This is a genomic window from Falsirhodobacter sp. 1013 (assembly GCF_051195255.1).
Taxonomy (GTDB): Bacteria; Pseudomonadota; Alphaproteobacteria; order Rhodobacterales; family Rhodobacteraceae; genus Falsirhodobacter.
Window position 1 is genome coordinate 336,460 of record NZ_JBNJLK010000002.1, and the last position, 22,226, is coordinate 358,685.

The following is a 22,226-nucleotide window of genomic DNA, read 5'->3' on the forward strand; positions in this document are numbered from 1 at the left end:
ATATCCGCCAAAACGGAGGTGACCATGGGTTATGCGAAGACCGCCATCCTGATGGCCGCGATGACGGCGCTGTTTCTGGGCGTCGGGGCCCTGCTGGGCGGGCGCGGCGGGATGATGATCGCGCTGGTCATCGCCGTCGGGATGAACGCGTTCAGCTACTGGAACTCCGACAAGGCGGTGCTGCGGATGCACAACGCCCGTCAGGTGGACGAACGGACGGCGCCCGAATATTACCGTCTGGTGGCGGGGCTGGCCGCGAATGCCGGGATGCCCATGCCCAGGGTGTTCATCATCGACACCGACCAGCCCAACGCCTTCGCCACCGGCCGCAATCCGGAGAACGCCGCCGTGGCCGCCACCACCGGCCTTCTGCAACGCCTGACGCGCGAGGAACTGGCCGGCGTGATGGCGCATGAACTGGCGCATGTGAAGAACCACGACACGCTGATCATGACGATCACGGCGACGTTTGCCGGCGCCATCTCGATGCTCGCGAACTTCGCGATGTTCTTTGGCAACCGCGACCGTCCGGGCGGGATCTTCGGCACGCTGGCGCTGATGATCCTCGCGCCTTTGGCGGCCGCGCTGGTGCAGATGGCGATCTCCCGCTCTCGGGAATACGAGGCTGACCGGATGGGGGCGGAGATTTGCGGCCACCCGTTGTGGCTGGCGGGCGCCCTGCAGAAGATCGAGGCCTTCGCCCTGCGGATCGACAACCCGGCGGCCGAGCGCAATCCGGCCACGGCGCATATGTTCATCATCAACCCGCTGCACGCCTTTGCGCATGACAAGCTGTTTTCGACCCACCCGAAGACCGCGAACCGCGTGGCGGCCCTTCAGGCGATGGCGGCAGGCATGCCAGTGGCCACCCGACCCAGCGTGCCGCGCGTTCCGCCCACCAAGCCCCGCGGTCCCTGGGGCTGATCGGGGCTTGCGGCCCCCCCCGCGTTCCGCGATTGTTCGCATATGAGCGAGCCCGATCCCACCCTGCGCCCCGAGCGTTTGCCCGAAGACCATGACCGCGCCCTTCGCCCGCAAGGGCTGGAGGAGTTCATCGGCCAGGCCGAGGCGCGCGCCAATCTGCGCGTCTTCATCGAATCGGCCAAGATGCGGGGCGAGGCGATGGACCACACCCTGTTCCACGGCCCGCCCGGTCTGGGCAAGACGACGTTGGCGCAGATCATGGCGCGGGAACTGGGCGTCGGCTTCCGCATGACCTCGGGCCCCGTGCTGGCCAAGCCCGGCGATCTGGCAGCGATCCTGACCAACCTTGAACCCCGCGACGTGCTGTTCATCGACGAGATCCACCGGCTGTCCCCGGTGGTGGAGGAAGTGCTGTATCCCGCGCTGGAAGATTTTGCGCTGGATCTGGTGATCGGGGAAGGGCCCGCCGCGCGGACCGTGCGGATCGATCTGCAACCTTTCACGCTGGTGGGCGCCACGACCCGTCTGGGCCTGCTGACGACGCCCCTGCGCGACCGTTTCGGCATCCCGACCCGCCTGCAATTCTACACGATCGAGGAGTTGGACCTGATCGTGTCGCGCGGCGCGCGGATGCTGGGCATCGCCACCGAACCAGACGGCACGCGAGAGATCGCCCGCCGCGCGCGCGGCACCCCACGCATCGCCGGCCGCCTTTTGCGTCGCGTCGTGGACTTCGCGCTGGTCGAAGGCGACGGCAAGATCACCCGCGACATCGCCGACAACGCGCTGCTGCGGCTGGGGGTGGACGATCTGGGCCTTGACGGCGCCGACCGCCGTTACCTTTTGCTGCTGGCCGAAAACTATGGCGGCGGGCCGGTGGGGGTGGAAACCATCGCCGCCGCCCTGTCCGAAGCCCGAGACGCGGTGGAGGAGGTCATCGAACCCTATCTTCTGCAGCAGGGCCTCATCCAGCGGACGCCGCGCGGACGGATGCTGGCGCAGAAGGCCTGGCAGCACATCGGCATCGCCCCCCCACGTGGACAACCCGACCTTTTCACATGACCCCTGACGACATCCTTCCGCTGTTCACCCATCCCGACGGCTTTCGCTGCGCCCGCTGGGGTCGCCCCATCGTGCCCATCGTCTTCGGGGTGGAGGAGGACACCCTTCAGCTTGTCAAAGGCGCGATCGAGGCCGTGGTCGCCACCGCCGGCCACCGCATGGCCGAACATGATCCCGAACTCGGCGCGAACCTGATGGTGTTCTTCGTCCGCGACTGGGCCGAGCTGGCGGCCGTGCCGGACCTGCACCACCTTCTGCCCGATCCGGGCGCGCTGACCGGCGACGTTGCCCGCCTGTTCCGCTTCGATCCGTCGGGTGCGATCACGCTGGGCCTGTTGTGCCTGCGGATGGGTGGCGCCTTGGCCGATGCCCCAGCGGAACCGCTGCTGCTGGATCAGGCCGCGCGGATGATGCTGACCTGGGCCGGCGATCCGGTTCTGGTGCGGGACGGCGTGTTGCGGGACGACATCGCGGCCCTGCTGCGCGCCGCCTATGACCCGATCCTGCCCCCGCACGCGACCGATCCCAGTCACGCCCTGCGGATGGCCGCGCGCACATGATCCACCGCTTTTCCACCCGCGTGTATTACGAGGACACCGATCTGGGCGGCATCGTTTACCACGCGAACTACCTGAAGTTCATCGAACGGGCGCGCAGTGAATGGGTCGAAAGCCTCGGCCTTGACCAGAACGCGATGCGGGATGCAGGGCAGGTCTTCGCCGTCACCCGGATCGAGGCAGACTTCCTGCGGCCCGCGCGCCTTGGCGACCGGCTGGAGGTGGAAACGGGGGTGGCCGCGCTCACCCCCGCCCGCGCCACGCTGTGCCAGACGGTGACGCTGGACGGCCAGCCCCTGTTCCGCGCCGTGGTGGTGCTGGCCTGCCTGTCGGGCGCGCGGCCCGTGCGGCTGCCCGACCAGCTGCGGCAAGCTGCCGCCGGATGACGAGTTCGTGTTGGCATTCCCCCTGCAAAGAAGATAGAATCGCCGCTAAGAGGCCATAAGGGCCCCATTCGGACGAGCAGGCATAATGGAAACGCAAACTCTGGCCGCGGCGCACGAGATCGACTTCTCGATGCTCTCGCTTTTCGCACGCGCAACGCTGACCGTGAAACTGGTCATGATCGTTCTGATGATCATGTCGGTCTGGTCGTGGGCCATCATCATTCAGAAGCACATCGCCTTCAAGCTGGCCCGCCGCGAGGCGACGGTCTTCGACCGCGCCTTCTGGTCCGGCGAGCCGCTGGACGAACTGTTCGAGAAGACCGGATCGCAGCCCGACGGCGCGTCCGAGAAGATCTTCGCCGCCGGCATGATGGAATGGCGCCGCAGCCACCGTCAGGACGGCAAGCTGATCGCGGGCGCGCAGTCGCGCATCGACCGGTCCATGGACGTCGCCATCAACAAGGAGGCCGAGCACATGCAGAAGGGCCTCGGCGTTCTGGCGACCGTGGGCTCCATCTCTCCGTTCATTGGGCTGTTCGGCACGATCGTCGGGATCACCAACTCGTTCGAGCAGATCGCGATCAGCCAGAACACCAACCTGGCCGTCGTCGCCCCTGGCATCGCCGAGGCGCTGCTGGCCACCGGCATCGGCCTGATCGCGGCCATCCCGGCGGTGATCTTCTACAACAAGCTGAACACCGACAGCGAACGCATCCTTGGCGGATACGAGGCGTTTTCGGACGAATTCTCCACCATCCTTTCGCGCCAGCTGGACGCCTGATCCATGGCCGGAGGGGTGATGCGCAGTGCGGGCGGCGGCCGCCGCGGTGGACGCCGCCGGCGGCGGGGCGGGGCGCCCATGTCCGAAATCAACATCACGCCCTTCGTGGACGTGATGCTGGTGCTTCTGATCATCTTCATGGTCGCCGCACCCATGCTGACGGTGGGCGTGCCGGTGGAATTGCCGGACACGGCCGCCAGCGCCCTCCCGACCGAGCAGGAGGAGCCGCTGGCCATCACCGTCACGGGCGACAACCGCCTGATGATCCAGCAGTCCGAGGTGCCGGAGGCCGAACTGATCCCCCGCCTGACCGCCATCGCGGCCGAGCGCGAGAACCGCAAGATCTTCCTGCGCGCCGACGGCGCCGTGGCGTACGAGCGCGTGGCGCAGATCATGGGCGCGCTGAACGCGGCGGGCTTCAACAGCATCGGCCTTGTCACCGACAGCGACGGACCGACCTTCGGTGGAAACTAAGGGTATCTCGTTCATGAGAACGGGCGTCATCATCTCGACCGCCGGCCACGTGCTGCTGATCCTGTGGCTGCTGTTCGGCGGGCTGTTCCAGTCCGAACCGCCACCGCCCATGGCGGTGACGGACGTGTCCATCATGTCGAACGCCGAGTTCAACGAGATGGTCGCGGAAACCGAAAGCCGAAGCGAAGAGGCGGCCGAGCCCGCACCGGCCCCGCCGCCGCCGACCCCGCCGCGGAGCCGTCCGGCGCCCGCGCCCGAACCCGAGCCGGCCCCCGAGCCCGCGCCGGAGCCTGAGCCGGCCCCGACGCCCGCGCCCGCGCCGACGCCGGCCCCCGCCGCGCCGGAGGTGGCGCCGACGCCCGCGCCCGAAACGCCGCAGCCGCAGGCCGTGCTGCCGCCCGCACCCGTGGAACAGCCGCAGCTGTCGCCCGACGAAAGCCCGCGTCCGCGCCAGGCCCCCCGCGTTGCGCCGACCCCGGCCCCCGCGCCATCCCCGCGCGCCGAGGTGGCGGAAACACCGACCCCTGCCGTGACGGAGGAGCCGACCGAGACGCCGACGCCGGAGCCGGAACCCCAGCCCGAACAGGCCCCGCCCGAAGCCACGACCGAGGTCGTGCCCGAAGCGCAGCCGCAGGCGAACCTTGCCCCCGCCGGAAGCCCGCGTCCGCGGGACCGTCCGCAGCGCCCGGCCGCCCCCGCGCAGGCCGAACGCCCGACGCAACAGGCCGAGAACACCGAGAAGCCGGCGGAAAAACCAGCCACACCGGCGGCGAAGCCGGCGACTCCCGCGGCAAAGCCCGCAACGCCGGCCGCGAAGCCTGCGACGCCCGCCGCAAAACCGGCCGCGCCTGCGGAAACGGAAAGCGAAAGCGACGCCGTGAACGACGCGCTGGCCGAAGCCCTGGGCAGCGGAGAGGCCGAAGCTCCCGCCCGCCCGTCCGCACCCTCCGGCCCGCCCATGACCTCGGGCGAGAAAGACACGCTGCGGGTCGCGGTGCAGCAATGCTGGAATGTCGGCTCCCTTTCGACGGAAGCGTTGCAAAGCACGGTGACCGTGGGCTTCTCCGTCTCGCAAGGCGGGGTGCCGGATTCGGGCTCGGTCAAGATGGTCGGCTATGAAGGCGGATCGGACGCTGGTGCGCGCCAAGCCTTCGAGGCTGCACGCCGCGCGATCATCCGCTGCGGGGCTAAGGGCTTCCCCCTGCCGCCGGAAAAATACGACCAGTGGCAGAATATCGAGATTGTCTTCAACCCGGCGAACATGCGCGTGAAGTGACGTGGCGCGCAGGCCGCCTATACTATCGGAAAACGCCAGAGGATGAGAATGTTCAGAACCCTCACCACCGCCGCCGCGCTTGCGCTTTCCCTGTTCGGGGGCGTGGCCCATGCCCAGCAGGGCCCCCTCCGGATTGAGATCACCGAAGGCGTGATCGAGCCGCTGCCCTTTGCCCTGCCGACGTTCTCGGGCGGCGGGCAGGTGGCGGGCGACATCAGCCGCCTGATCGCGGCCGACCTGTCGGGCACCGGCCTTTTCCGGGAAATCCCGTCCTCGGCCTTCATCTCCAACGTGTCGAGCTTCGACGCGCCGGTTGCCTACAACGACTGGAAGGCGATCAACGCGCAGGCGCTGATCACCGGCAACGTCATCCAGCAGGGCAACCGCATCACGGTGCAGTTCCGCCTGTTCGACATCTTCTCGGGCCAGCCGCTGGGTGACGGTCTGCAATTCGCGGGCACCACGGACACCTGGCGCCGCATGGCCCACAAGGTGGCCGACGCCGTCTACAGCCGCATCACCGGCGAGGGTCCGTATTTCGACAGCCGCGTCGTGCACGTGCTGGAAAGCGGCCCGAAGGACCGCCGCGTGAAGCGTCTCGCCATCATGGACTATGACGGGGCGAACACCCAGTACCTGACCACCGGGTCGGACCTGGTTCTGGCGCCGCGCTTCAGCCCGCAGGGCAACCAGATCCTCTACACCTCCTACCAGTCGGGTTTCCCGCGCATTTACCTGCTGAACACCGCGAACATGCAGACGCGCGGTCTGGACCAGCAGCCGGGCACGATGACCTTCGCGCCCCGCTTCTCGCCCGACGGGCGGACGGTGGTGTTCAGCTTGGAACAGGGCGGCAACTCCGACATCTACACGCTGGACACGCAAGGCGGTCAGCGTCGGCAGTTGACGAATTCGCCTTCGATCGAGACTGCGCCGAGCTACTCCCCGGATGGCCGTCAGATCGTCTTCGAGAGCGACCGTTCGGGCGAATCGCAGATCTACATCATGTCGGCCGGCGGCGGCGAAGCGCGGCGCATCTCGGCCGGGTCGGGGCGCTACAACACGCCCGTCTGGTCGCCGCGCGGCGACATGATCGCCTTCACCAAGCAGTCCGAAGGCCGCTTCCACATCGGCGTGATGCGCACCGACGGCTCGGAAGAACGTTTGCTGACGTCGTCCTTCCTTGACGAAGGCCCGACCTGGGCGCCGAACGGCCGCGTGCTGATGTTCACACGCGAAAGCGCGGGCGCCAGCGGAGAGCCTGCGCTTTATTCGGTCGACATCTCGGGGCGCAACCTGAAGCGCGTGCCGACTCAGGGCGGGGCCTCGGACCCGTCATGGTCGCCGCTGCTGCCGTAATACGGTCGCCCGTTGGACGGGCGGTCGAAACCTGTTATCCTTGACGGAATACAACGAGAGGACGTGTCGATGAGCTTTCTTCCCAAGGCGCTGATGCTGGTCGCCGTGCTGGGCCTCGCGGCCTGCAACAACCCCAACCGCTTCGGTGCGGGTGGCGCAGGCGCGGGTGCCGGTGCGAATGGCGCTTACGGCGCCAATGGCGGCTACGGGGCCGGGGTCGGCGGCGTCGGCACCTCGGGTCTGGGCGATCCGAACGATCCCAACAGCCAGGCCTATTTCAGCCAGCGCGTCGGCGACCGCATCCTGTTCAGCTATGACCAGGCGACGCTGAACGACGAAGGCCGTCAGGTCCTGTCCGGTCAGGCGCAGTGGCTGAACAGCCATCCGAACTATGCCATCATCGTCGAAGGCCATGCCGATGAAAAGGGCACGCGCGAATACAACCTCGCGCTCGGCGCACGCCGCGCTTCCTCGGCGCAGGACTTCCTGATCTCGCAGGGGGTGGCGCCCAGCCGCGTGCGCACCGTGTCCTACGGCAAGGAACGCCCGGCGGCGACCTGCTCGGAAGAATCGTGCTATGCCCAGAACCGCCGCGCGGTGACGGTGCTGCAAGCGGGCGCGGGGTCGTAAATGCGGTTCGCCCTGATCCTGACGCTGGCGCTGCTGCCCGTCTCTGCGTTCGCGCAGGATCGGGCGCAGTCGCTGGCCGACATCCAGGCGGAGCTGAGCCAGCTTGAAGCGCAGTTCAACAGCCTGAAGCGCGAACTTGTCAGCACCGGCGCGATCAGCAGCGGTGCGGCGGGCGGCTCGGCGCTGCAACGCCTTGATACGATCGAGGCGTCGATCCAGCGGCTGACCGGCCGCACCGAGGAGGTGGAGCTGCGCCTGAACCGCGTGGTCCAGCAGGGCACGAACCAGCTGGGCGACCTGCAGTTCCGGGTGACGGAACTGGAAGGCGGCGATGTCGGCGCCATCCCCCCGCAAGCCACTCTGGGGGGCGACAGCAGCACCGCGGCCGCCGCCCCGCCGCCTTCCGCCCCGGCCGCGGCCGCAGGCACCACAACGCAGCTTGCCGTTCAGGAGCAGGCGGATTTTGACCGGGCCAAGGGGGTGCTCGGTCAAGGTGACTTTCAAGCCGCCGCTGACCAGCTTGAGGCCTTTGCCCAGACCTACACGGGCGGCCCCCTGACCTATGAGGCGCTGTATCTGCGCGGCGAGGCGCTGAGCCAGCTGAACCGTACGCAGGACGCGGCACGGTCCTATCTGGACGCTTTCTCGGGCGATCCGGAAGGGCCGCGCGCGGCGGACGCTTTGCTGCGGGTGGGCCAGCGTCTGGGCGATCTGGGCCAGACCCAGCAGGCCTGCATCACGCTTGCCGAAGTGGGCAATCGCTTTGGCGGCAGCAACGCCGCCGGCGAAGCGCAGACCTCGGCCCAGAGGCTTGGCTGCAACTGATGCCGCAAGGGCGGTTTCTGACAGGCCTGGGACCGGTTCCGCCGGTCCTGGGCCTTGCCGTTTCCGGGGGCGGCGATTCCGTGGCCCTTCTGGTGCTGGCGGTGGAGGTGGGGATCACGTGCCGCGTTGTCACCGTCGACCATGGCCTGCGCCCCGAGGCGGCCGAGGAGGCACGGCAGGTGGCGGACCTTTGCGCGCGCCTTCATGTGCCCCATCAGGTGCTGCATTGGCAGTGGGACAAGCAGGGCAACCTGCCGGACGCCGGCCGTCGCGCCCGCCGTCGCCTGATCGCCGACTGGGCCACGGACCACGGCCTCGGAACCGTGGCCTTGGGTCACACGCGCGACGACGTGGCCGAAACCTTCCTGATGCGGCTGGCGCGTGGGGCGGGGCTGGACGGCCTGTCCGCCATGGCCCCCGCGTGGGAGGAGCATGGCCTGCACTGGCGCCGGCCGCTTCTGTCCGTGGGGCGGGAGGAGCTTCGCGATTTTCTGCGCGCCCGCGGGTTCGACTGGGCCGAGGATCCCAGCAACACGGATCTGGCCTACGAACGTGCCCGTGCCCGGCAGGCTCTGGCCGCCTTGCCGCTGGGCCTGACCCGCGACCGACTGGCCGAGGTGGCGCAGCATCTTGCGTCGGCCCGTGCCGCTCTGGACGCGGCCACCGTCACGGCGGCCCGGAATCATCTGCGGCAGGATCGTAGCGATGTCCTGCTGGACCCTAATGGTCTGGACCCTGAAATGCAGCGCCGCCTTCTGCTGCGCGCCGTGGCCTGGATCGGCGGTCGCGCCTATCCGCCCCGCGCCGCTTCCGTCGCGCGGGCACTGGAGGCGCTGGCGCAGGGGCGTCCGGCCGCCGTGCAGGGCTGCGGCATGGTGGCGCAGAAGGGCCTCTGGCGCATCTTCCGCGAATGGGCGGCCGTGCGCGATCTGTCGGTGCCGGTGACGGAACCGTGGGATGGCTGGCGCCTGGACGGCCCCGCGCAGCCGGGACTGCGGATCGCGGCGCTGGGAGAGGGGGTCGTCCTCTGCCCGCATTGGCGCGACAGCGGGCTTCCACGCCGCAGCCTCCTCGCCTCGCCGGCGGTGTGGGAGGGCAATGACCTCGTGGCGGCGCCCCTCGCAGGCCTCGGAAGCTGGACCGCCCGGAAGGATCGGCCGCTTATCGGATTGAACCCCCCGCGCGAATGACTATCTTGTGGCCGAAGTGCCCGCAGCTCTGCGGGTTTGACGTGTCAGGGGAGACGACTTTTGGGGAACGCGCGAAACATTGCCTTCTGGGTGGTCCTGTTCCTGCTTGTGCTGGCACTGTTCAACCTGTTCAGCGGCGGAAGCTCGACCAACGCGTCGCGCACCATCTCCTTCTCGGACTTCATCGAGCGGGTGGACAACAGCCAGGTGACCTCGGTCACGCTGGACGGCGAACGCATCCTGTTCCGCGGGAATGACGGCAATCAATATGTCGCGATCAAGCCGGCGGGTGAGGAGGTCACCGACCGCCTGATCGACAAGAAGGTCGAGGTGCGGGCCGAACCGCAGGAGCAGTCAGGCTTCCTGTCGCTCATCTCGCTCTGGCTGCCGTTCATCGTGCTGATCGGGATCTGGATCTTCTTCATGAACCGGATGCAGGGCGGCGGAAAGGGCGGGGCCATGGGCTTCGGCAAGTCCCGCGCCAAGCTGCTGACCGAAAAGCACGGCCGCGTCACCTTCGACGACGTCGCCGGCATCGACGAGGCGAAGGAGGAGCTGGAGGAGATCGTCGAGTTCCTGCGCAACCCGCAGAAATTCTCGCGCCTTGGCGGCAAGATCCCGAAAGGCGCGCTGCTGGTCGGCCCTCCCGGCACCGGTAAGACGCTTCTGGCCCGTGCCATCGCGGGTGAGGCGGGGGTTCCGTTCTTCACCATCTCCGGCTCCGACTTCGTGGAAATGTTCGTGGGTGTGGGCGCATCCCGCGTTCGTGACATGTTCGAACAGGCCAAGAAGAACGCCCCTTGCATCGTCTTCATCGACGAGATCGATGCCGTGGGCCGCGCCCGGGGCGTGGGCATCGGCGGCGGCAATGACGAGCGTGAGCAGACCCTCAACCAGCTTCTGGTGGAAATGGACGGCTTCGAGGCGAACGAGGGCGTGATCATCGTCGCCGCCACGAACCGCAAGGACGTGCTGGACCCCGCGCTGCTGCGTCCGGGCCGTTTCGACCGCCAGATCCACGTGCCGAACCCCGACATCAAGGGGCGTGAGAAGATCCTGAACGTCCACGCCCGCAAGGTGCCGCTGGGTCCGAACGTGGACCTGCGCCTGATCGCGCGCGGCACGCCCGGCTTCTCGGGCGCCGACTTGATGAACCTGGTGAACGAGGCGGCTTTGATGGCCGCCCGCGTCGGCCGCCGTTTCGTGACCATGGACGACTTCGAGAACGCCAAGGACAAGGTCATGATGGGCGCCGAACGCCGGTCCATGGTCCTGACCCCCGACGTCAAGGAAAAGACCGCCTATCACGAGGCCGGTCACGCTGTGGTCGGCATGGCGATGCCGAAATGCGATCCGGTCTACAAGGCCACCATCATCCCGCGCGGCGGGGCCTTGGGCATGGTCGTCAGCCTGCCCGAGATGGACCGGCTGAACATGCACAAGGACGAAGGCAAGCAGAAGATCGCGATGACCATGGCCGGCAAGGCCGCCGAGATCATCAAGTACGGTGAAGAAGGCGTCTCCTCCGGCCCCGCAGGCGACATCCAGCAGGCCTCGGCCCTGGCTCGGGCCATGGTGATGCGCTGGGGCATGTCGGACGCCGTCGGCAACATCGACTATGCCGAGGCGCATCAGGGTTATCAGGGCCAGACGGGCGGCTTCTCCGTCTCGGCCGAGACGAAGACCATGATCGAGGCCGAGGTGAAGCGCCTGATCGACGAAGGCTACGAAACCGCCTATCGCATCCTGACCGAGCAGTCGGAGCAGTTCGAGCGGCTGGCCAAGGGTCTTCTGGAATACGAGACGCTGACGGGCAACCAGATCCGCAAGGTCGTCGCCGGCGAACCGATCGACGAGGAGGACGACAACGACAAGTCCTCGGGCACCGGCTCTATCGCGTCGATCCCGAAGACGCGGCCAAAGCCGCCAAGTGAGCCGCTGCCGGAACCTTCCGCCTGACAACGAGCCCTGAGACCTGACGGTTTCAGGGCTTTCTTCTTGTCGGTGGGGTGATTGCCCCATGCCCTCGGGGCCGGTATGAGGAAGGCGCGCAGCAGAAGGGGAGATTGGACATGACCGCAACGATCATCGACGGCAAGGCCTTTGCGGCCCGTGTGCGCGGCCGCGTGGCCGCGGAAGTGACGCGCCTGAAGGCGGCAGGCGTCACGCCGGGCCTTGCGGTCGTGCTGGTGGGGGAGGATCCGGCCTCCTCGGTCTATGTGGCCAGCAAGGGCAAGATGACGGTGGAGGTGGGCATGGCCAGCTTCGAACACCGCCTTTCTGTCGACACGCCCGAGGCGGAGCTGCTGGACCTGATCGACCGGCTGAACGCCGATCCGGCGGTGCACGGCATCCTGGTGCAATTGCCGCTGCCGTCGCACATGGACGCGGCCAAGGTCATCAACGCGCTGGACCCGGCCAAGGATGTGGACGGGTTCCACATCCTGAACGTGGGCCTGCTGGGCACGGGGCAGAAGGCGATGGTGCCCTGCACGCCGCTGGGATGCCTGATGATGCTGCGCGAACATCATGGCAGCCTGTCAGGTTTGAACGCCGTGGTTCTGGGCCGGTCGAACATCGTGGGCAAGCCGATGGCGCAACTGCTGCTGGGCGACAGCTGCACCGTGACCATCGCCCACAGCCGCACGCAGGATCTGGCGGATGTGTGCCGCCGCGCCGACATCCTTGTCGCCGCCGTGGGCCGGGCCGACATGGTGCCGGGCGACTGGATCAAGCCGGGCGCCACGGTGATCGACGTCGGCATCAACCGGGTGGAGCGGGACGGCAAGATGCGTCTGGTCGGGGATGTAGACTTCGCCAGCGCCGCAGCCGTGGCGGGCGCCATCACCCCGGTGCCGGGCGGCGTCGGCCCCATGACCATCGCCTGCCTGCTGGCCAACACCGTCACCGCCTGCTGCCGCGCCAACGGCCTCGCTGAACCCGAAGGCCTGACGCCCTGACCCCTATGCCCGCCGCGCCGTCCGGTGCAGCGGGACCGCCAATGGACGGGGGCCGGTCAGGATGACGCAGGCCCCTTCGCCCATCTGTCCGGCCAGCACCGTGTCATGGCACCACATCCCCCCGGTATAGGTGCCATAGGCGGGAAGGATGGCGTGTCGGCGATCCACAAGGAAGCAAGGCCGCGTGACGCCCGCCAGACTGGCCTTTGGATGGTAATGTCCAGACAGTTCATGGCCCGACCCCAAGGCGATGTGCCGAAGCGTCAGAGGCCCGACCTGAAGCTCCTCCCGATGCCCGCCGCCGACGGCCATCGGGACCGGATCATGGTTGCCGGCGATCCAGGTCCAGTCGCGCCCGGCCATCAGGCGGGCCAGCCAGTCCAGTTCGGCCTCGCCCAGCGACGCCTCGGCATCGTCGAAGCTGTCGCCCAGGCATATGACCCGCGCAGCCTGGGTGGCCTGAAGGTCGGCCTCCAGCCGGGTCAGCGTGTCGCGCGTTTCATAAGGGGGCAGCAGGGCGCCGCCGCGGCGGGCCATGCGTTCGGACTTGCCAAAATGCAGGTCGGACACCAGCAGCAGGTCCTGGTCGGGCCAGTGCAGCGCGCCGGAGCCCATGGCGTGCAGGCGCGCGGAACCGAGGGTGAAAGCACAGGTGTTCATGCTTCGTGCTTCCCCCATCCGCGCGCCCGGCGCAAGGGGTCAGCCGTTGAACAGGAAGTGAAGCACGTCGCCGTCCTTCACCTCGTAGCTTTTGCCTTCGACGCGGAACTTGCCCGCTTCTTTCGCGCCAGCCTCTCCCTTGCCGGCGATGTAGTCGTCATAGGCCACGGTTTCGGCGCGGATGAAGCCTTTTTCAAAATCGCCATGGATCACGCCGGCGGCCTGCGGGGCCAGCATGCCCTTGTGGATTGTCCAGGCGCGTGCCTCTTTCGGGCCGACGGTGAAATAGGTTTGCAGGCCCAGAAGCTGGTAGCCCGCGCGGATCAGACGATCCAAGCCGGCCTCCTCCAGACCCATTTCGCCCAGGAACATCTCGGCTTCATCGGCGTCGAGCTGGCTGATCTCCTCCTCGATCCGGGCGGAGATGACGACGGTGCCCGCGCCCTGCGCCGCGGCCATGGCGGCCACGCGCGCGGACTGGCTGTTGCCCTCGGCGGCCGCCGATTCCTCCACGTTGCAGACGTAAAGGATGGGTTTGGAGGTCAGCAATTGCAGCATCCGCCACTGCTTCTCGTCATCCTCGGCCACCTGCACGGTACGGGCGGGCTTGCCGTCGTTCAGCGCGGCCTGCGCGGCGCGCAGCAGGCGGTCCTGATCCAGCGCGTCCTTGTCGCCGCCCTTCAGCTTGCGGGCGAGGTTGGCCAAACGACGCTCGATCGACTCCATGTCGGCCAGCATCAGCTCGGTCTCGATCGTCTCGGCGTCGGCGACGGGGTCTATGCGGCCTTCGACATGGGTGATGTCCCCGTCCTCGAAGCAGCGCAGCACGTGGGCGATGGCGTCGCATTCGCGGATGTTGGCCAGGAACTGGTTCCCCAAGCCCTCGCCCTTCGAGGCGCCGCGCACGAGGCCCGCGATGTCCACGAAGGTCATCCGCGTCGGGATGATCTGCTTCGACCCGGCGATCGCCGCCAGCTTGTCCAGCCGCGCGTCCGGCACCGCCACCTCGCCCACGTTCGGTTCGATCGTGCAGAAGGGGAAGTTGGCCGCCTGCGCCGCCGCCGTACGGGTCAGCGCGTTGAAGAGGGTGGATTTGCCCACGTTCGGCAAGCCCACGATACCCATGCGAAAGCCCATCATCATTCCCCTTGCTGGCGTCGCGCCCCAAATAGGCTGCATCCGGTCCCCGCGCAAGCACGGCCATTGCACCGCCGCCCGCTTTTCCCTACCAGAAAGGCACAGCAGGAGAGAGTGCCATGACCCGGATCGACGCCAAGTTCGCCGCCCTGAAGGACCAGAACAAGAAGGCCTTCGTCGCCTATCTGATGGCGGGCGACCCCGATGCGGACACGACGCTGGCCGTCATGCGCGGCATGCCCGCTGCCGGGGTGGACGTGATCGAGCTGGGCATGCCCTTCACCGACCCCATGGCCGATGGCGCCACCATCCAGCAGGCGGGGCAACGCGCGCTGGAAGGCGGGCAGACCCTGGACGGCACGCTGGAGATCGCGCGCCGCTTCCGCGAAGGCGATACCACCACCCCGATCGTGCTGATGGGCTATTACAACCCGATCTATTCCTGCGGCGTGGGCCGCTTTCTGGAAAAAGCCAAGGCCGCGGGCATCGACGGCTTGATCGTGGTCGACCTTCCGCCCGAGGAGGATGACGAGTTGTGCCTGCCCGCGCAGGCGGCAGGGCTGAACTTCATCCGTCTGGCGACGCCCACCACCGATGCGGCGCGCCTGCCGCGCGTGCTGCAGAACACCTCGGGCTTCGTGTATTACGTGTCGATCAACGGGATCACGGGGGCGGCCGCGCCCCAGCCCTCGGACGTCGCGCCGGAAGTGGCGCGGATCAAGGCGGCGACGGACCTGCCGGTGATCGTCGGCTTCGGCATCACCACGGCCGAGGCGGCGGAGGGCATCGCCTCCATCGCCGATGGATGCGTGGTGGGGTCGGCCATCGTGAAGCTGGTGGGCGAAGGGCGCCCGGTGGACGAGGTGCTGGCCCGCATCGCCGACCTTGCGGGCGGCGCGCACCGCGCCTAACGGCGCAGGCGCTGGAAAATGACCGACGCACCCCAGCCGGCCAGCACGGCCATGGCCAGCGACAGAAGGCCGTAAAGCGCCGACTGTTCGCGCGACAGGGTGTAAAGGAACCGCTCCAGCCCTGCCTTGCGCACGCCGATGTTGCGTTCCAGCATGTCGATCACGTGGCCGTCCCGGGTCAGGAAGATGCGGACGCGGTACTGCCCTTCCGTCAGGTCGGCCGGCAGGGCCACGTCGGCGCGGAACAGCGTCTGCTGGTCCATCCAGATCGACCCTTCGTTGATGCGGTAGCGGCCGGACGCTTCGCGGATGCGCAGAAGCGCGTCGGTGAAGGCCTGCGGCTCCCCTGTCTCGGCGCTGATGCCGACGGAGCGGATGGCCTGCCGGATCGTGATCCGGTGGCGCAGATCGTCGGTCTGGTTCAGGATGCGGTCCAGCGGCCCCGTGGTCGCCACGGCATAGAAGCTGGGCGCACTGTCCACGCGCACGGCGTCGGCGTTGATCCAGATGCCCGCCGTCCGTTCCTTCTTGCGCACCACGACCGGGGTGTGCGGGCCTTCGACCGCGACGATCACCTCCAGTGCGCCTTGCGGGCGCGGGGCGTCGCGTTTCACCGCGCCGAAGATCAAAATCTCCGATCCTACATAGTTCGTCGTGATGCTGACCGAGCTTTGGGACAGGCCGGCCACGATGCTTTCCTCTTGCGCCGAGACGGGCAGGGCCAGTGCAAGAAGGATCAGAAACGCGCGCATCATTCCACCGCCTCCCGGGTGAGGGAAAAAAGCTCCCGAGGTTGGAAGACGAGTTCGGCCCCGACCTTCAGGCTGACGGCCAGCACCAGCAGCGCCAGCAGCATGCGCAGCTGTTCGGCCCGCAGCTTCACCCCCACGCGGGCGCCGAACTGCGCGCCGATCACGCTTCCGATGATCAGCAGCAGCGCCAGCATGATGTCCACGGTGCCGCTGGTCATCGCGTGCAGAAGCGTCGTGAAGGCGGACACGAAGATGACCTGGAACAGCGAGGTGCCGATCACGACCTTGGTCGGCATCCCCAGAAGGTAGATCATCGCGGGCACCATGATGAACCCGCCGCCCACGCCCATGATGGCCGACAGAAGCCCCACCGCCGCCCCGATCATCAGCGGCGGCAGGACCGAGATGTAGAGGCCCGAGGCCCGGAACTTCATCTTCAGGGGCAGGCGGTGCCCCCAGCTGTGGCTGTGCGCGCGCCGGACGGGGGCGCTGTCCCTGCGGGCGCGGCGGAGGGAGCGGACGCTTTCCTGCAGCATCATCGCCCCGATCACGCCGAGGAACAGCACGTAGGAGAGTTGGACGACCAGATCGATCTGCCCCAAGGCCGACAGCCGGGCGAACAGCCAGATCCCGAGGGCGGACCCGACCAGCCCCCCCGCCTGAAGCACCAGCCCCATGCGGAAATCCACCGCCTTCCGCTTCAACTGCGCCAGCACGCCCGAGACGGAGGAGGCAACCACCTGGTTCGCCCCGGTTGCCACGGCCACGGCCGGCGGAATGCCGATGAAGAACAGAAGCGGCGTGATCAGGAACCCGCCCCCCACGCCGAACATCCCGGACATGAAGCCGACGATGCCCCCCAGCCCCAGAAGGACGAAGGCGTTGACCGAAAGCTCCGCGATGGGAAGATAGATCTGCATGTCAGCACCGTGGCTGGGGAAGGGGGCCGTTCCGTCAGGCAGGCCTCATCGGAGCCGGCGCAGCGTCTCCCTCAGGATGCGTTCCAGCTTTGCCGCGCCAAGGGGGGCCATGGTCTTCGTATGCTCATGGCTCAGCTGTTCGTCGGACAGGCCGGCGCCCATGTTGGTGATGGTGGAGATGGCCGCCACCCGCAGACCAAGGAAGCGGGCCAGGATGATCTCGGGCACGGTCGACATGCCGACGGCGTCCATGCCCAGCACCTTCGCCATCCGGATCTCGGCCGGGGTTTCGAAGGAGGGGCCGGAGAACCAGCCATAGACGCCTTCGGCCAGCGGCTCGCCCACCGCCTGCGCGGCGGCCTTCAGCCGCGCCCGAAGGTCGGCGTCATGCGCGTCGGTCATGGGGACGAAGCGGGCGTCCGACGACTCCCCGATCAGGGGGTTCATGCCGCTGAAGGCGATGTGATCCGACAGCAGCATCAGATCGCCGGGGCGCAGATCCTCTCGTAGGGATCCGGCGGCGTTGGTCAGGATCAGCCGGTCGGCCCCAAGGGCGCGCAACACCTCCAGCGGTCCGCGCATCGCCGCCGGATTGCCCTGTTCATAGTAATGCGCCCGCCCGCCGAAGACGGCCACGCGCACGCCTTCCAGATCGCCGATCATCAGGTTCGGATTGTGGCCCGACACGCCCGCACGGGGAAATCCGCCCAGATCCGCATAAGGGATGGCCACACCCTCCACCGCATCGGCCAGATGACCAAGGCCGGAGCCGAGGACAAGCCCGACCCGCACCGGATCGTGGCCCGCCTTGGCGCGGATATAGGTGGCGATGGTGTCGGCCGTCATCTCAGCGTTCCTTCACATAGGGTTCGCCACCGGCGCGGGGCGGGATGGCCTTTCCGACGAAACCGGCCAGAACAAGGACGGTCAGGACGTAGGGCAGGGCCTCCAGCGCCGGGACGGGGATCGGCACCACGTCGGGCCGCAGGGCGATGGCCTGGAAGAAGCCAAAGAGCAGCGTGGCCCACAGCGCGCCCCAGGGCCGCCATTTGGCAAAAATCAGTGCTGCCAGCGCGATATAGCCGCGACCCGCGGTCATCTCTCTCCCGAAGCCGGCTTGCAGGGCGGTGGCCAGATAGGCCCCGGCGATGCCGCACAGCACGCCCGTGATCAGCACGCCCGAAAACCGCATCCGCGCCACGGACACGCCGGCCGTGTCCACCGCCGCCGGGTTCTCCCCCACGGCCCGAAGGCGCAGGCCGAAGCGGGTGCGGTACAGCACCCACCAGGTCAGCGGCACGGCCAGCAGCGCGACATAGGTCAGGATCGGATGGCCCGAGATCACGTCCGCGTAAAGCGGCCCGATCACGGGCATGTCGCGGAGCGTGTCGGCCAAGGGCAGGGTCAGTTCGGTGAACCGCGCCTCGCCCGACAAGGCCGGGGTGCGCCCGCCCTGCTGGAACGTCGCCTGCGCCACCAGAACCGTGATGCCCGACGCGAGGAAGTTCAGCGCCACGCCCGAGATCAGCTGGTTGCCGCGGAAGGTGATGGCCGCAAGGCCGTGCAGCACCGCCCAGACCAGCGCCGCCCCGACGCCCGCCAGAAGGCCCGCCCAAGCCGAGCCCGTCAGGAAGGCCACGGCGCCGGAAGCGAAGGCCGCGACCAGCATCTTCCCTTCCAGCCCGATGTCGAACACGCCCGCGCGTTCGGACCACAGGCCCGCCAGACAGGCCAGCAGCAGGGGCACGGCCAGACGGACCGTGGAATCAAGGATCTGCAGAAGCGTTGCGTAATCCATCACGCCACCTTTCGCGGGCGGAAGAACACGCCCAGCATCATGCGCACCATGTGATCCAGCGCGCCCGTGAACAGGATCACCAGACCCTGCACCACCACCCGCAGGTCGATGGGGATGGAGGTCCAAAGCCCAAGCTCCGCCCCGCCCTGATACAGGAAACCGAACAAGAGCGCTGACAGCACCACGCCGAACGGGTGGTTGCGGCCCATCAGCGCCACCGCGATCCCGATGAAACCCGCCCCTTCGGAGGAGTTCTGCAACAGCCGCCCGCTTTCGCCCATGACGTTGTTGATCGACATCATGCCCGCCAACGCGCCCGACAGCGCCATCGCGATCATCACGGTGCGCACCGGGCGGATGCCGGCATAGCGGGCCGCGGGCTCGGACTTGCCGAAGGCGCGGATCTCGTACCCCAAGGGGGTGCGCCACAGCAGGGCCCAGACGCCCACGCAGGCGATCAACGCGAGGAAGAGCGAGATGTTGGCCGGCACCGCGTCGGTGAAGACGAGGTTCAGGCCCGGAATGTCCGACAGCGCGGGGATGCCCACGTTGAAGCGTGCCGTGGCGGGTTCGGCCTGACCCGCGGGGCGCAGCACGTCGACCAGCATCCACACGATCAGCGCATAGGCGATGTAGTTGAACATGATCGTCGTGATGACGATGTGGCTGCCGCGCTTCGCCTGAAGCCAGCCGGGGATCGCCCCCCAAAGCGCCCCGAACGCGGCCGAGGCCACGATGGCCGCCAGAAGCGCCACCGTCCAGTGTGGCCACGGGATGAACAGCAGGGCCATGGCGATGCCAAGGCCGCCCAGTTGGGCCTGCCCTTCGCCGCCGATGTTGAACAGGCCGGCATGAAAGGCCATCGTCACGGCCAGCCCGGTGAAGATGAAGCTGGTCGCGTAGTACAGCGTGTAGCCCCATCCATAGGCGGAGCCGAGGGCGCCCGTCACCATGGTCGTGATTGCTTCCCAGGGGTCCTGCCCGATGGCCAGGATCACCAGCGTCGCGCAGATCGCGGCCAGCAGCAAGGAGATCAGCGGCACCAGCACCACATCGGCCCAGCGGGGGATCTGTCGCATCAGGCGGTCTCCGTCACGCCGGCCATCAGAAGGCCAAGCTCGCGTTCGTTGGTGGTGGCGGCGTCGCGCGTGCCCATGATGCGGCCGTCGAACATCACGGCCACGCGGTCGGACAGGGACATCACCTCGTCCAGTTCCACGGACACCAGAAGGATCGCCTTGCCCTGATCGCGCAGGGCGACGATCTGCTTGTGAATGAACTCGATCGCGCCGATGTCCACGCCGCGGGTGGGCTGGCCGATCAGAAGAAGGTCGGGGTTTCGCTCGATCTCGCGCGCCACGATGATCTTTTGCTGGTTCCCGCCCGAGAAATGCTTGATCGCGAGGTTCGGCAGGGGAGGGCGCACGTCGAAGCGCTGCATCTTGGCCGCCGTGTCCGCCTTCAGCGCCGCTTGGTCGGTAAAGGCGCCGCGACGGTAGTCGTCTTCGCGGTGATAGCCGAAGGCGACGTTTTCCCAAGCCGGGAAGTCCATGATGCAGCCAAGGTGATGCCGGTCCTCGGGGACGTGGCCCACACCGGCGCGGCGGCGGTCCTGACCGTCCTCGTGCCCGGTCAGGTTCAGGTGGCGGCCCAGAAGGCGCACCTGACCCTTGGCGGTCGCGATGCCAGCCAGCACTTCCATCAGCTCGGACTGGCCGTTACCGGCGACGCCCGCGATGCCCAGGATCTCGCCCCGCCGCAGGGTCAGGGACACGCCCTTCAACCGCTCCACCCCGTCCTGCGTGACACGCAGATCCTCGACCTCCAGCACCACCTCTCCGGGGGTGGCGGGGCGCTTTTCGACGCGCAGCAGAACCTTGCGACCGACCATCAGTTCCGCCAGCTCCGCCGGGGAGGTGTTGCGCGTGGTAACGGTGGCCACCATCTCTCCGCGCCGCATGACGGATACGGTGTCGGTGATCTCCATGATCTCGCGCAGCTTGTGGGTGATCAGGATGACGGTCTTGCCCTGATCGCGCAGCCCGCGCAGGATGCGGAACAGGTGATCGGCCTCGGCCGGGGTCAGCACGCCCGTGGGTTCGTCCAGGATCAGGATGTCGGCCTGACGGTACAGCGCCTTCAGGATCTCCACCCGCTGCTGGTAGCCGACGGACAGATCCTCGATCCGGGCGTCGGGATTCACTTCCAGCCCGTAATCCTTCGACAGGCGCGCCAGTTCCTTGCGCGCCTTGGCCAGCGAAGGGCGCAGAAGCCCCCCATCCTCGGCCCCGAGGATGACATTTTCCAGAACCGTGAAGTTCTGCACCAGCTTGAAGTGCTGGAACACCATGCCGATGCCCGCGCGGATCGCGGACTGGCTGTCGGGGATGGGCGTTTCGCGCCCATCCACCAGGATTTCGCCCGAATCGGCCCGGTAGAAGCCGTAAAGGATCGACATCAGCGTCGACTTCCCGGCCCCGTTTTCACCGATGATCCCGTGGATCGATCCCTTGGCGACACGGATGGAGATGTCCTTGTTCGCCTGCACCGGCCCGAAGGCCTTGGAGATGCCCCGCAGCTCGATCGCAGGGGCCGTGTTCGGGCCTTGGATCATCAGAAGCCGGCAACCGGGCAGGTGTCATCGGTCATGTAGTCGTGAACCGCGGTTTCACCGGCGATGATCTTCTGCGTCGCATCGTCCACCGCGGCCTTCATTTCGGGCGTGACCAGCTTTGCGTTGTTTTCGTCCATGGCGACGACGACGCCCTTTTCGGCCAGGCCCAGCGTGACCGTGCCGCCTTCCATCTCCGCACCCTGGGTGAAGGCGTCCTGCACGGCCACGTCCACGCTTTTCACCATGGAGGTCAGGACCTGCCCCGGGTGCAGCATGTTCTGGTTGCTGTCGACGCCGATGGACAGGATGTTTTCATCGGCGGCCGCCTGCAGGATGCCGATGCCCGTGCCGCCCGCGCCGTGATAGATCACGTCCGCGCCTTGGCCGATCTGGGCGCGGGCCAGTTCGCCGCCGCGCACCGGGTCGTTCCAGGCCGCGGGGGTCGATCCCGTCCAGCTGACCAGCACCTTGGCCTGCGGGTTCGCCGCGACGACCCCCTGGGCATAGCCGCAGCCGAACTTGCGGATCAGCGGGATGTCCATGCCGCCGATGAAGCCGACCGTGCCCGTCTTGGACGCCATGCCCGCCATGATCCCCGCGAGGTAGGAGCCTTCTTCCTCGGAGAAGACGACCGAACGGACGTTGGGCGCTTCCACGACCGAGTCGATGATGACGAACTTCGTGTCCGGGTAATCTGCCGCCACCTGTTCCAGCACGTCCGAGAAGGAGAAGCCGGTCATGACGATCGGGTTCGACCCCGACTGCGCCAGCCGCCGCAGCGCCTGTTCGCGCTGGGCTTCGGACTGCATCTCGATCTCGCGGTACTTGCCGCCGGTGTCCTCGGACCAGCGCTGCGCGCCGTTATAGGCCGCCTCGTTGAAGGACTTGTCGAACTTGCCGCCCAGATCGAAGATCAGGGCCGGATCGGCCATGGCCGAGGTGGCGGTGAGGGCAAGCGCGGTTGCGCCAAGAACGGCTTTCAAAGTCACGGGGCGGCCTCCATGTTGATT

Annotated in this window: 23 protein-coding genes; 14 read left to right on the top strand and 9 right to left on the bottom strand. The window is 67.7% G+C overall.

The genetic code is table 11. The features are described from left to right. Positions 1-24 precede the first annotated feature (24 nt). The 13 genes from htpX (at position 25) to folD (ending at position 12,424) form a co-directional block, all read left to right on the top strand. Positions 25-924 carry a zinc metalloprotease HtpX gene (gene htpX, locus ACSHZY_RS05290; RefSeq protein WP_435166409.1) on the top strand — a complete coding sequence of 300 codons (900 nt, stop codon included), beginning with the start codon at positions 25-27 and terminating at the stop codon, positions 922-924. A gap of 42 nt (positions 925-966) precedes the next feature. Then, positions 967-1,986 carry a Holliday junction branch migration DNA helicase RuvB gene (gene ruvB / locus ACSHZY_RS05295; protein ID WP_271974726.1) on the top strand — a complete coding sequence of 340 codons (1,020 nt, stop codon included), beginning with the start codon at positions 967-969 and terminating at the stop codon, positions 1,984-1,986. Beyond that, positions 1,983-2,546 carry a hypothetical protein gene (locus ACSHZY_RS05300; protein WP_435166412.1) on the top strand — a complete coding sequence of 188 codons (564 nt, stop codon included), beginning with the start codon at positions 1,983-1,985 and terminating at the stop codon, positions 2,544-2,546. Before ruvB ends, ACSHZY_RS05300 begins: the two co-directional genes overlap by 4 nt. Then, positions 2,543-2,929, top strand: coding sequence for a tol-pal system-associated acyl-CoA thioesterase (gene ybgC / locus ACSHZY_RS05305; RefSeq protein WP_435166415.1), 387 nt, complete (start codon positions 2,543-2,545; stop codon positions 2,927-2,929). Before ACSHZY_RS05300 ends, ybgC begins: the two co-directional genes overlap by 4 nt. 85 nt (positions 2,930-3,014) lie before the next feature. Further along, positions 3,015-3,710 (top strand): protein TolQ, encoded by a 696-nt coding sequence (gene tolQ / locus ACSHZY_RS05310; protein ID WP_435166417.1) that lies wholly within the window; start codon positions 3,015-3,017, stop codon positions 3,708-3,710. A 3-nt stretch (positions 3,711-3,713) separates the two neighbouring features. After that, positions 3,714-4,184 carry a protein TolR gene (tolR, locus tag ACSHZY_RS05315; protein WP_435166420.1) on the top strand — a complete coding sequence of 157 codons (471 nt, stop codon included), beginning with the start codon at positions 3,714-3,716 and terminating at the stop codon, positions 4,182-4,184. A gap of 13 nt (positions 4,185-4,197) precedes the next feature. After that, positions 4,198-5,460: a cell envelope biogenesis protein TolA gene (locus tag ACSHZY_RS05320; protein WP_435166423.1), complete on the top strand. Its 1,263-nt coding sequence runs from the start codon at positions 4,198-4,200 to the stop codon at positions 5,458-5,460. Between the two features lie 42 nt (positions 5,461-5,502). Then, positions 5,503-6,819 carry a Tol-Pal system beta propeller repeat protein TolB gene (gene tolB / locus ACSHZY_RS05325; protein ID WP_435166426.1) on the top strand — a complete coding sequence of 439 codons (1,317 nt, stop codon included), beginning with the start codon at positions 5,503-5,505 and terminating at the stop codon, positions 6,817-6,819. A 69-nt stretch (positions 6,820-6,888) separates the two neighbouring features. After that, entirely contained in the window at positions 6,889-7,449 is a 561-nt protein-coding gene (gene pal, locus ACSHZY_RS05330; RefSeq protein WP_435166429.1) for a peptidoglycan-associated lipoprotein Pal, read from the top strand. Next, on the top strand, positions 7,450-8,274 hold the full coding sequence (gene ybgF, locus ACSHZY_RS05335) for a tol-pal system protein YbgF (RefSeq protein WP_435166431.1): 825 nt from the start codon (positions 7,450-7,452) through the stop codon (positions 8,272-8,274). Further along, the gene (gene tilS / locus ACSHZY_RS05340; protein WP_435166434.1) at positions 8,274-9,464 is read left to right on the top strand and encodes a tRNA lysidine(34) synthetase TilS; all 1,191 of its coding nucleotides are present in this window, start codon (positions 8,274-8,276) and stop codon (positions 9,462-9,464) included. Before ybgF ends, tilS begins: the two co-directional genes overlap by 1 nt. 60 nt (positions 9,465-9,524) lie before the next feature. After that, positions 9,525-11,423, top strand: coding sequence for an ATP-dependent zinc metalloprotease FtsH (gene ftsH, locus ACSHZY_RS05345; protein WP_435166437.1), 1,899 nt, complete (start codon positions 9,525-9,527; stop codon positions 11,421-11,423). Between the two features lie 113 nt (positions 11,424-11,536). Further along, positions 11,537-12,424, top strand: a complete 888-nt coding sequence (folD, locus tag ACSHZY_RS05350) for a bifunctional methylenetetrahydrofolate dehydrogenase/methenyltetrahydrofolate cyclohydrolase FolD (protein WP_435166440.1) — start codon at positions 11,537-11,539, stop codon at positions 12,422-12,424. Between the two features lie 3 nt (positions 12,425-12,427). Here folD and pdeM read toward each other — a convergent pair whose 3' ends face one another. Beyond that, positions 12,428-13,084, bottom strand: a complete 657-nt coding sequence (gene pdeM, locus ACSHZY_RS05355) for a ligase-associated DNA damage response endonuclease PdeM (protein ID WP_435166442.1) — start codon at positions 13,082-13,084, stop codon at positions 12,428-12,430. Positions 13,085-13,123: 39 nt separating this feature from the next. Then, the gene (gene ychF, locus ACSHZY_RS05360) at positions 13,124-14,221 is read right to left on the bottom strand and encodes a redox-regulated ATPase YchF (protein WP_435166445.1); all 1,098 of its coding nucleotides are present in this window, start codon (positions 14,219-14,221) and stop codon (positions 13,124-13,126) included. Positions 14,222-14,340: 119 nt separating this feature from the next. Between ychF and trpA the strand changes: the two genes are divergently transcribed. Next, positions 14,341-15,132 carry a tryptophan synthase subunit alpha gene (trpA, locus tag ACSHZY_RS05365; protein ID WP_435166447.1) on the top strand — a complete coding sequence of 264 codons (792 nt, stop codon included), beginning with the start codon at positions 14,341-14,343 and terminating at the stop codon, positions 15,130-15,132. Here the strand turns inward: trpA and ACSHZY_RS05370 are convergent. From ACSHZY_RS05370 to ACSHZY_RS05400, 7 genes are read right to left on the bottom strand one after another with little or no spacing between them, the layout of a single operon-like run. Continuing rightward, complete coding sequence (locus ACSHZY_RS05370; RefSeq protein WP_435166450.1) at positions 15,129-15,887, bottom strand: TIGR02186 family protein; 759 nt, start codon at positions 15,885-15,887, stop codon at positions 15,129-15,131. The genes trpA and ACSHZY_RS05370 overlap by 4 nt on opposite strands. Then, positions 15,884-16,804, bottom strand: a complete 921-nt coding sequence (locus ACSHZY_RS05375) for a sulfite exporter TauE/SafE family protein (protein ID WP_435166453.1) — start codon at positions 16,802-16,804, stop codon at positions 15,884-15,886. Before ACSHZY_RS05375 ends, ACSHZY_RS05370 begins: the two co-directional genes overlap by 4 nt. Positions 16,805-16,849: 45 nt before the next feature. Next, entirely contained in the window at positions 16,850-17,650 is an 801-nt protein-coding gene (locus tag ACSHZY_RS05380; RefSeq protein ID WP_435166455.1) for a purine-nucleoside phosphorylase, read from the bottom strand. A 1-nt stretch (position 17,651) separates the two neighbouring features. Continuing rightward, positions 17,652-18,602 (bottom strand): ABC transporter permease, encoded by a 951-nt coding sequence (locus ACSHZY_RS05385; RefSeq protein WP_435166458.1) that lies wholly within the window; start codon positions 18,600-18,602, stop codon positions 17,652-17,654. Beyond that, positions 18,602-19,681 (bottom strand): ABC transporter permease, encoded by a 1,080-nt coding sequence (locus tag ACSHZY_RS05390; RefSeq protein WP_435166461.1) that lies wholly within the window; start codon positions 19,679-19,681, stop codon positions 18,602-18,604. Before ACSHZY_RS05390 ends, ACSHZY_RS05385 begins: the two co-directional genes overlap by 1 nt. Continuing rightward, entirely contained in the window at positions 19,681-21,216 is a 1,536-nt protein-coding gene (locus ACSHZY_RS05395) for an ABC transporter ATP-binding protein (protein ID WP_435166464.1), read from the bottom strand. The genes ACSHZY_RS05390 and ACSHZY_RS05395 overlap by 1 nt, the downstream gene beginning before the upstream one ends. Continuing rightward, the gene (locus ACSHZY_RS05400) at positions 21,216-22,205 is read right to left on the bottom strand and encodes a BMP family lipoprotein (protein WP_435166466.1); all 990 of its coding nucleotides are present in this window, start codon (positions 22,203-22,205) and stop codon (positions 21,216-21,218) included. The genes ACSHZY_RS05395 and ACSHZY_RS05400 overlap by 1 nt, the downstream gene beginning before the upstream one ends. Positions 22,206-22,226 lie beyond the last annotated feature (21 nt).

Bases quoted from the DNA above. Each gene is read 5' to 3' on its own strand.
- pdeM (WP_435166442.1), bottom strand. From the start codon at position 13,084: ATGAACACCTGTGCTTTCACCCTCGGTTCCGCGCGCCTGCACGCCATG.
- ACSHZY_RS05385 (WP_435166458.1), bottom strand. From the start codon at position 18,602: ATGGATTACGCAACGCTTCTGCAGATCCTTGATTCCACGGTCCGTCTG.
- tilS (WP_435166434.1), top strand. From the start codon at position 8,274: ATGCCGCAAGGGCGGTTTCTGACAGGCCTGGGACCGGTTCCGCCGGTC.
- ACSHZY_RS05300 (WP_435166412.1), top strand. From the start codon at position 1,983: ATGACCCCTGACGACATCCTTCCGCTGTTCACCCATCCCGACGGCTTT.
- trpA (WP_435166447.1), top strand. From the start codon at position 14,341: ATGACCCGGATCGACGCCAAGTTCGCCGCCCTGAAGGACCAGAACAAG.
- ychF (WP_435166445.1), bottom strand. From the start codon at position 14,221: ATGGGCTTTCGCATGGGTATCGTGGGCTTGCCGAACGTGGGCAAATCC.
- pal (WP_435166429.1), top strand. From the start codon at position 6,889: ATGAGCTTTCTTCCCAAGGCGCTGATGCTGGTCGCCGTGCTGGGCCTC.
- ACSHZY_RS05390 (WP_435166461.1), bottom strand. From the start codon at position 19,681: ATGCGACAGATCCCCCGCTGGGCCGATGTGGTGCTGGTGCCGCTGATC.
- tolB (WP_435166426.1), top strand. From the start codon at position 5,503: ATGAGAATGTTCAGAACCCTCACCACCGCCGCCGCGCTTGCGCTTTCC.
- ACSHZY_RS05320 (WP_435166423.1), top strand. From the start codon at position 4,198: ATGAGAACGGGCGTCATCATCTCGACCGCCGGCCACGTGCTGCTGATC.
- ACSHZY_RS05375 (WP_435166453.1), bottom strand. From the start codon at position 16,804: ATGCAGATCTATCTTCCCATCGCGGAGCTTTCGGTCAACGCCTTCGTC.
- ACSHZY_RS05370 (WP_435166450.1), bottom strand. From the start codon at position 15,887: ATGATGCGCGCGTTTCTGATCCTTCTTGCACTGGCCCTGCCCGTCTCG.
- ybgC (WP_435166415.1), top strand. From the start codon at position 2,543: ATGATCCACCGCTTTTCCACCCGCGTGTATTACGAGGACACCGATCTG.
- htpX (WP_435166409.1), top strand. From the start codon at position 25: ATGGGTTATGCGAAGACCGCCATCCTGATGGCCGCGATGACGGCGCTG.
- tolR (WP_435166420.1), top strand. From the start codon at position 3,714: ATGGCCGGAGGGGTGATGCGCAGTGCGGGCGGCGGCCGCCGCGGTGGA.
- folD (WP_435166440.1), top strand. From the start codon at position 11,537: ATGACCGCAACGATCATCGACGGCAAGGCCTTTGCGGCCCGTGTGCGC.
- ruvB (WP_271974726.1), top strand. From the start codon at position 967: ATGAGCGAGCCCGATCCCACCCTGCGCCCCGAGCGTTTGCCCGAAGAC.
- ybgF (WP_435166431.1), top strand. From the start codon at position 7,450: ATGCGGTTCGCCCTGATCCTGACGCTGGCGCTGCTGCCCGTCTCTGCG.
- ACSHZY_RS05380 (WP_435166455.1), bottom strand. From the start codon at position 17,650: ATGACGGCCGACACCATCGCCACCTATATCCGCGCCAAGGCGGGCCAC.
- ACSHZY_RS05395 (WP_435166464.1), bottom strand. From the start codon at position 21,216: ATGATCCAAGGCCCGAACACGGCCCCTGCGATCGAGCTGCGGGGCATC.
- tolQ (WP_435166417.1), top strand. From the start codon at position 3,015: ATGGAAACGCAAACTCTGGCCGCGGCGCACGAGATCGACTTCTCGATG.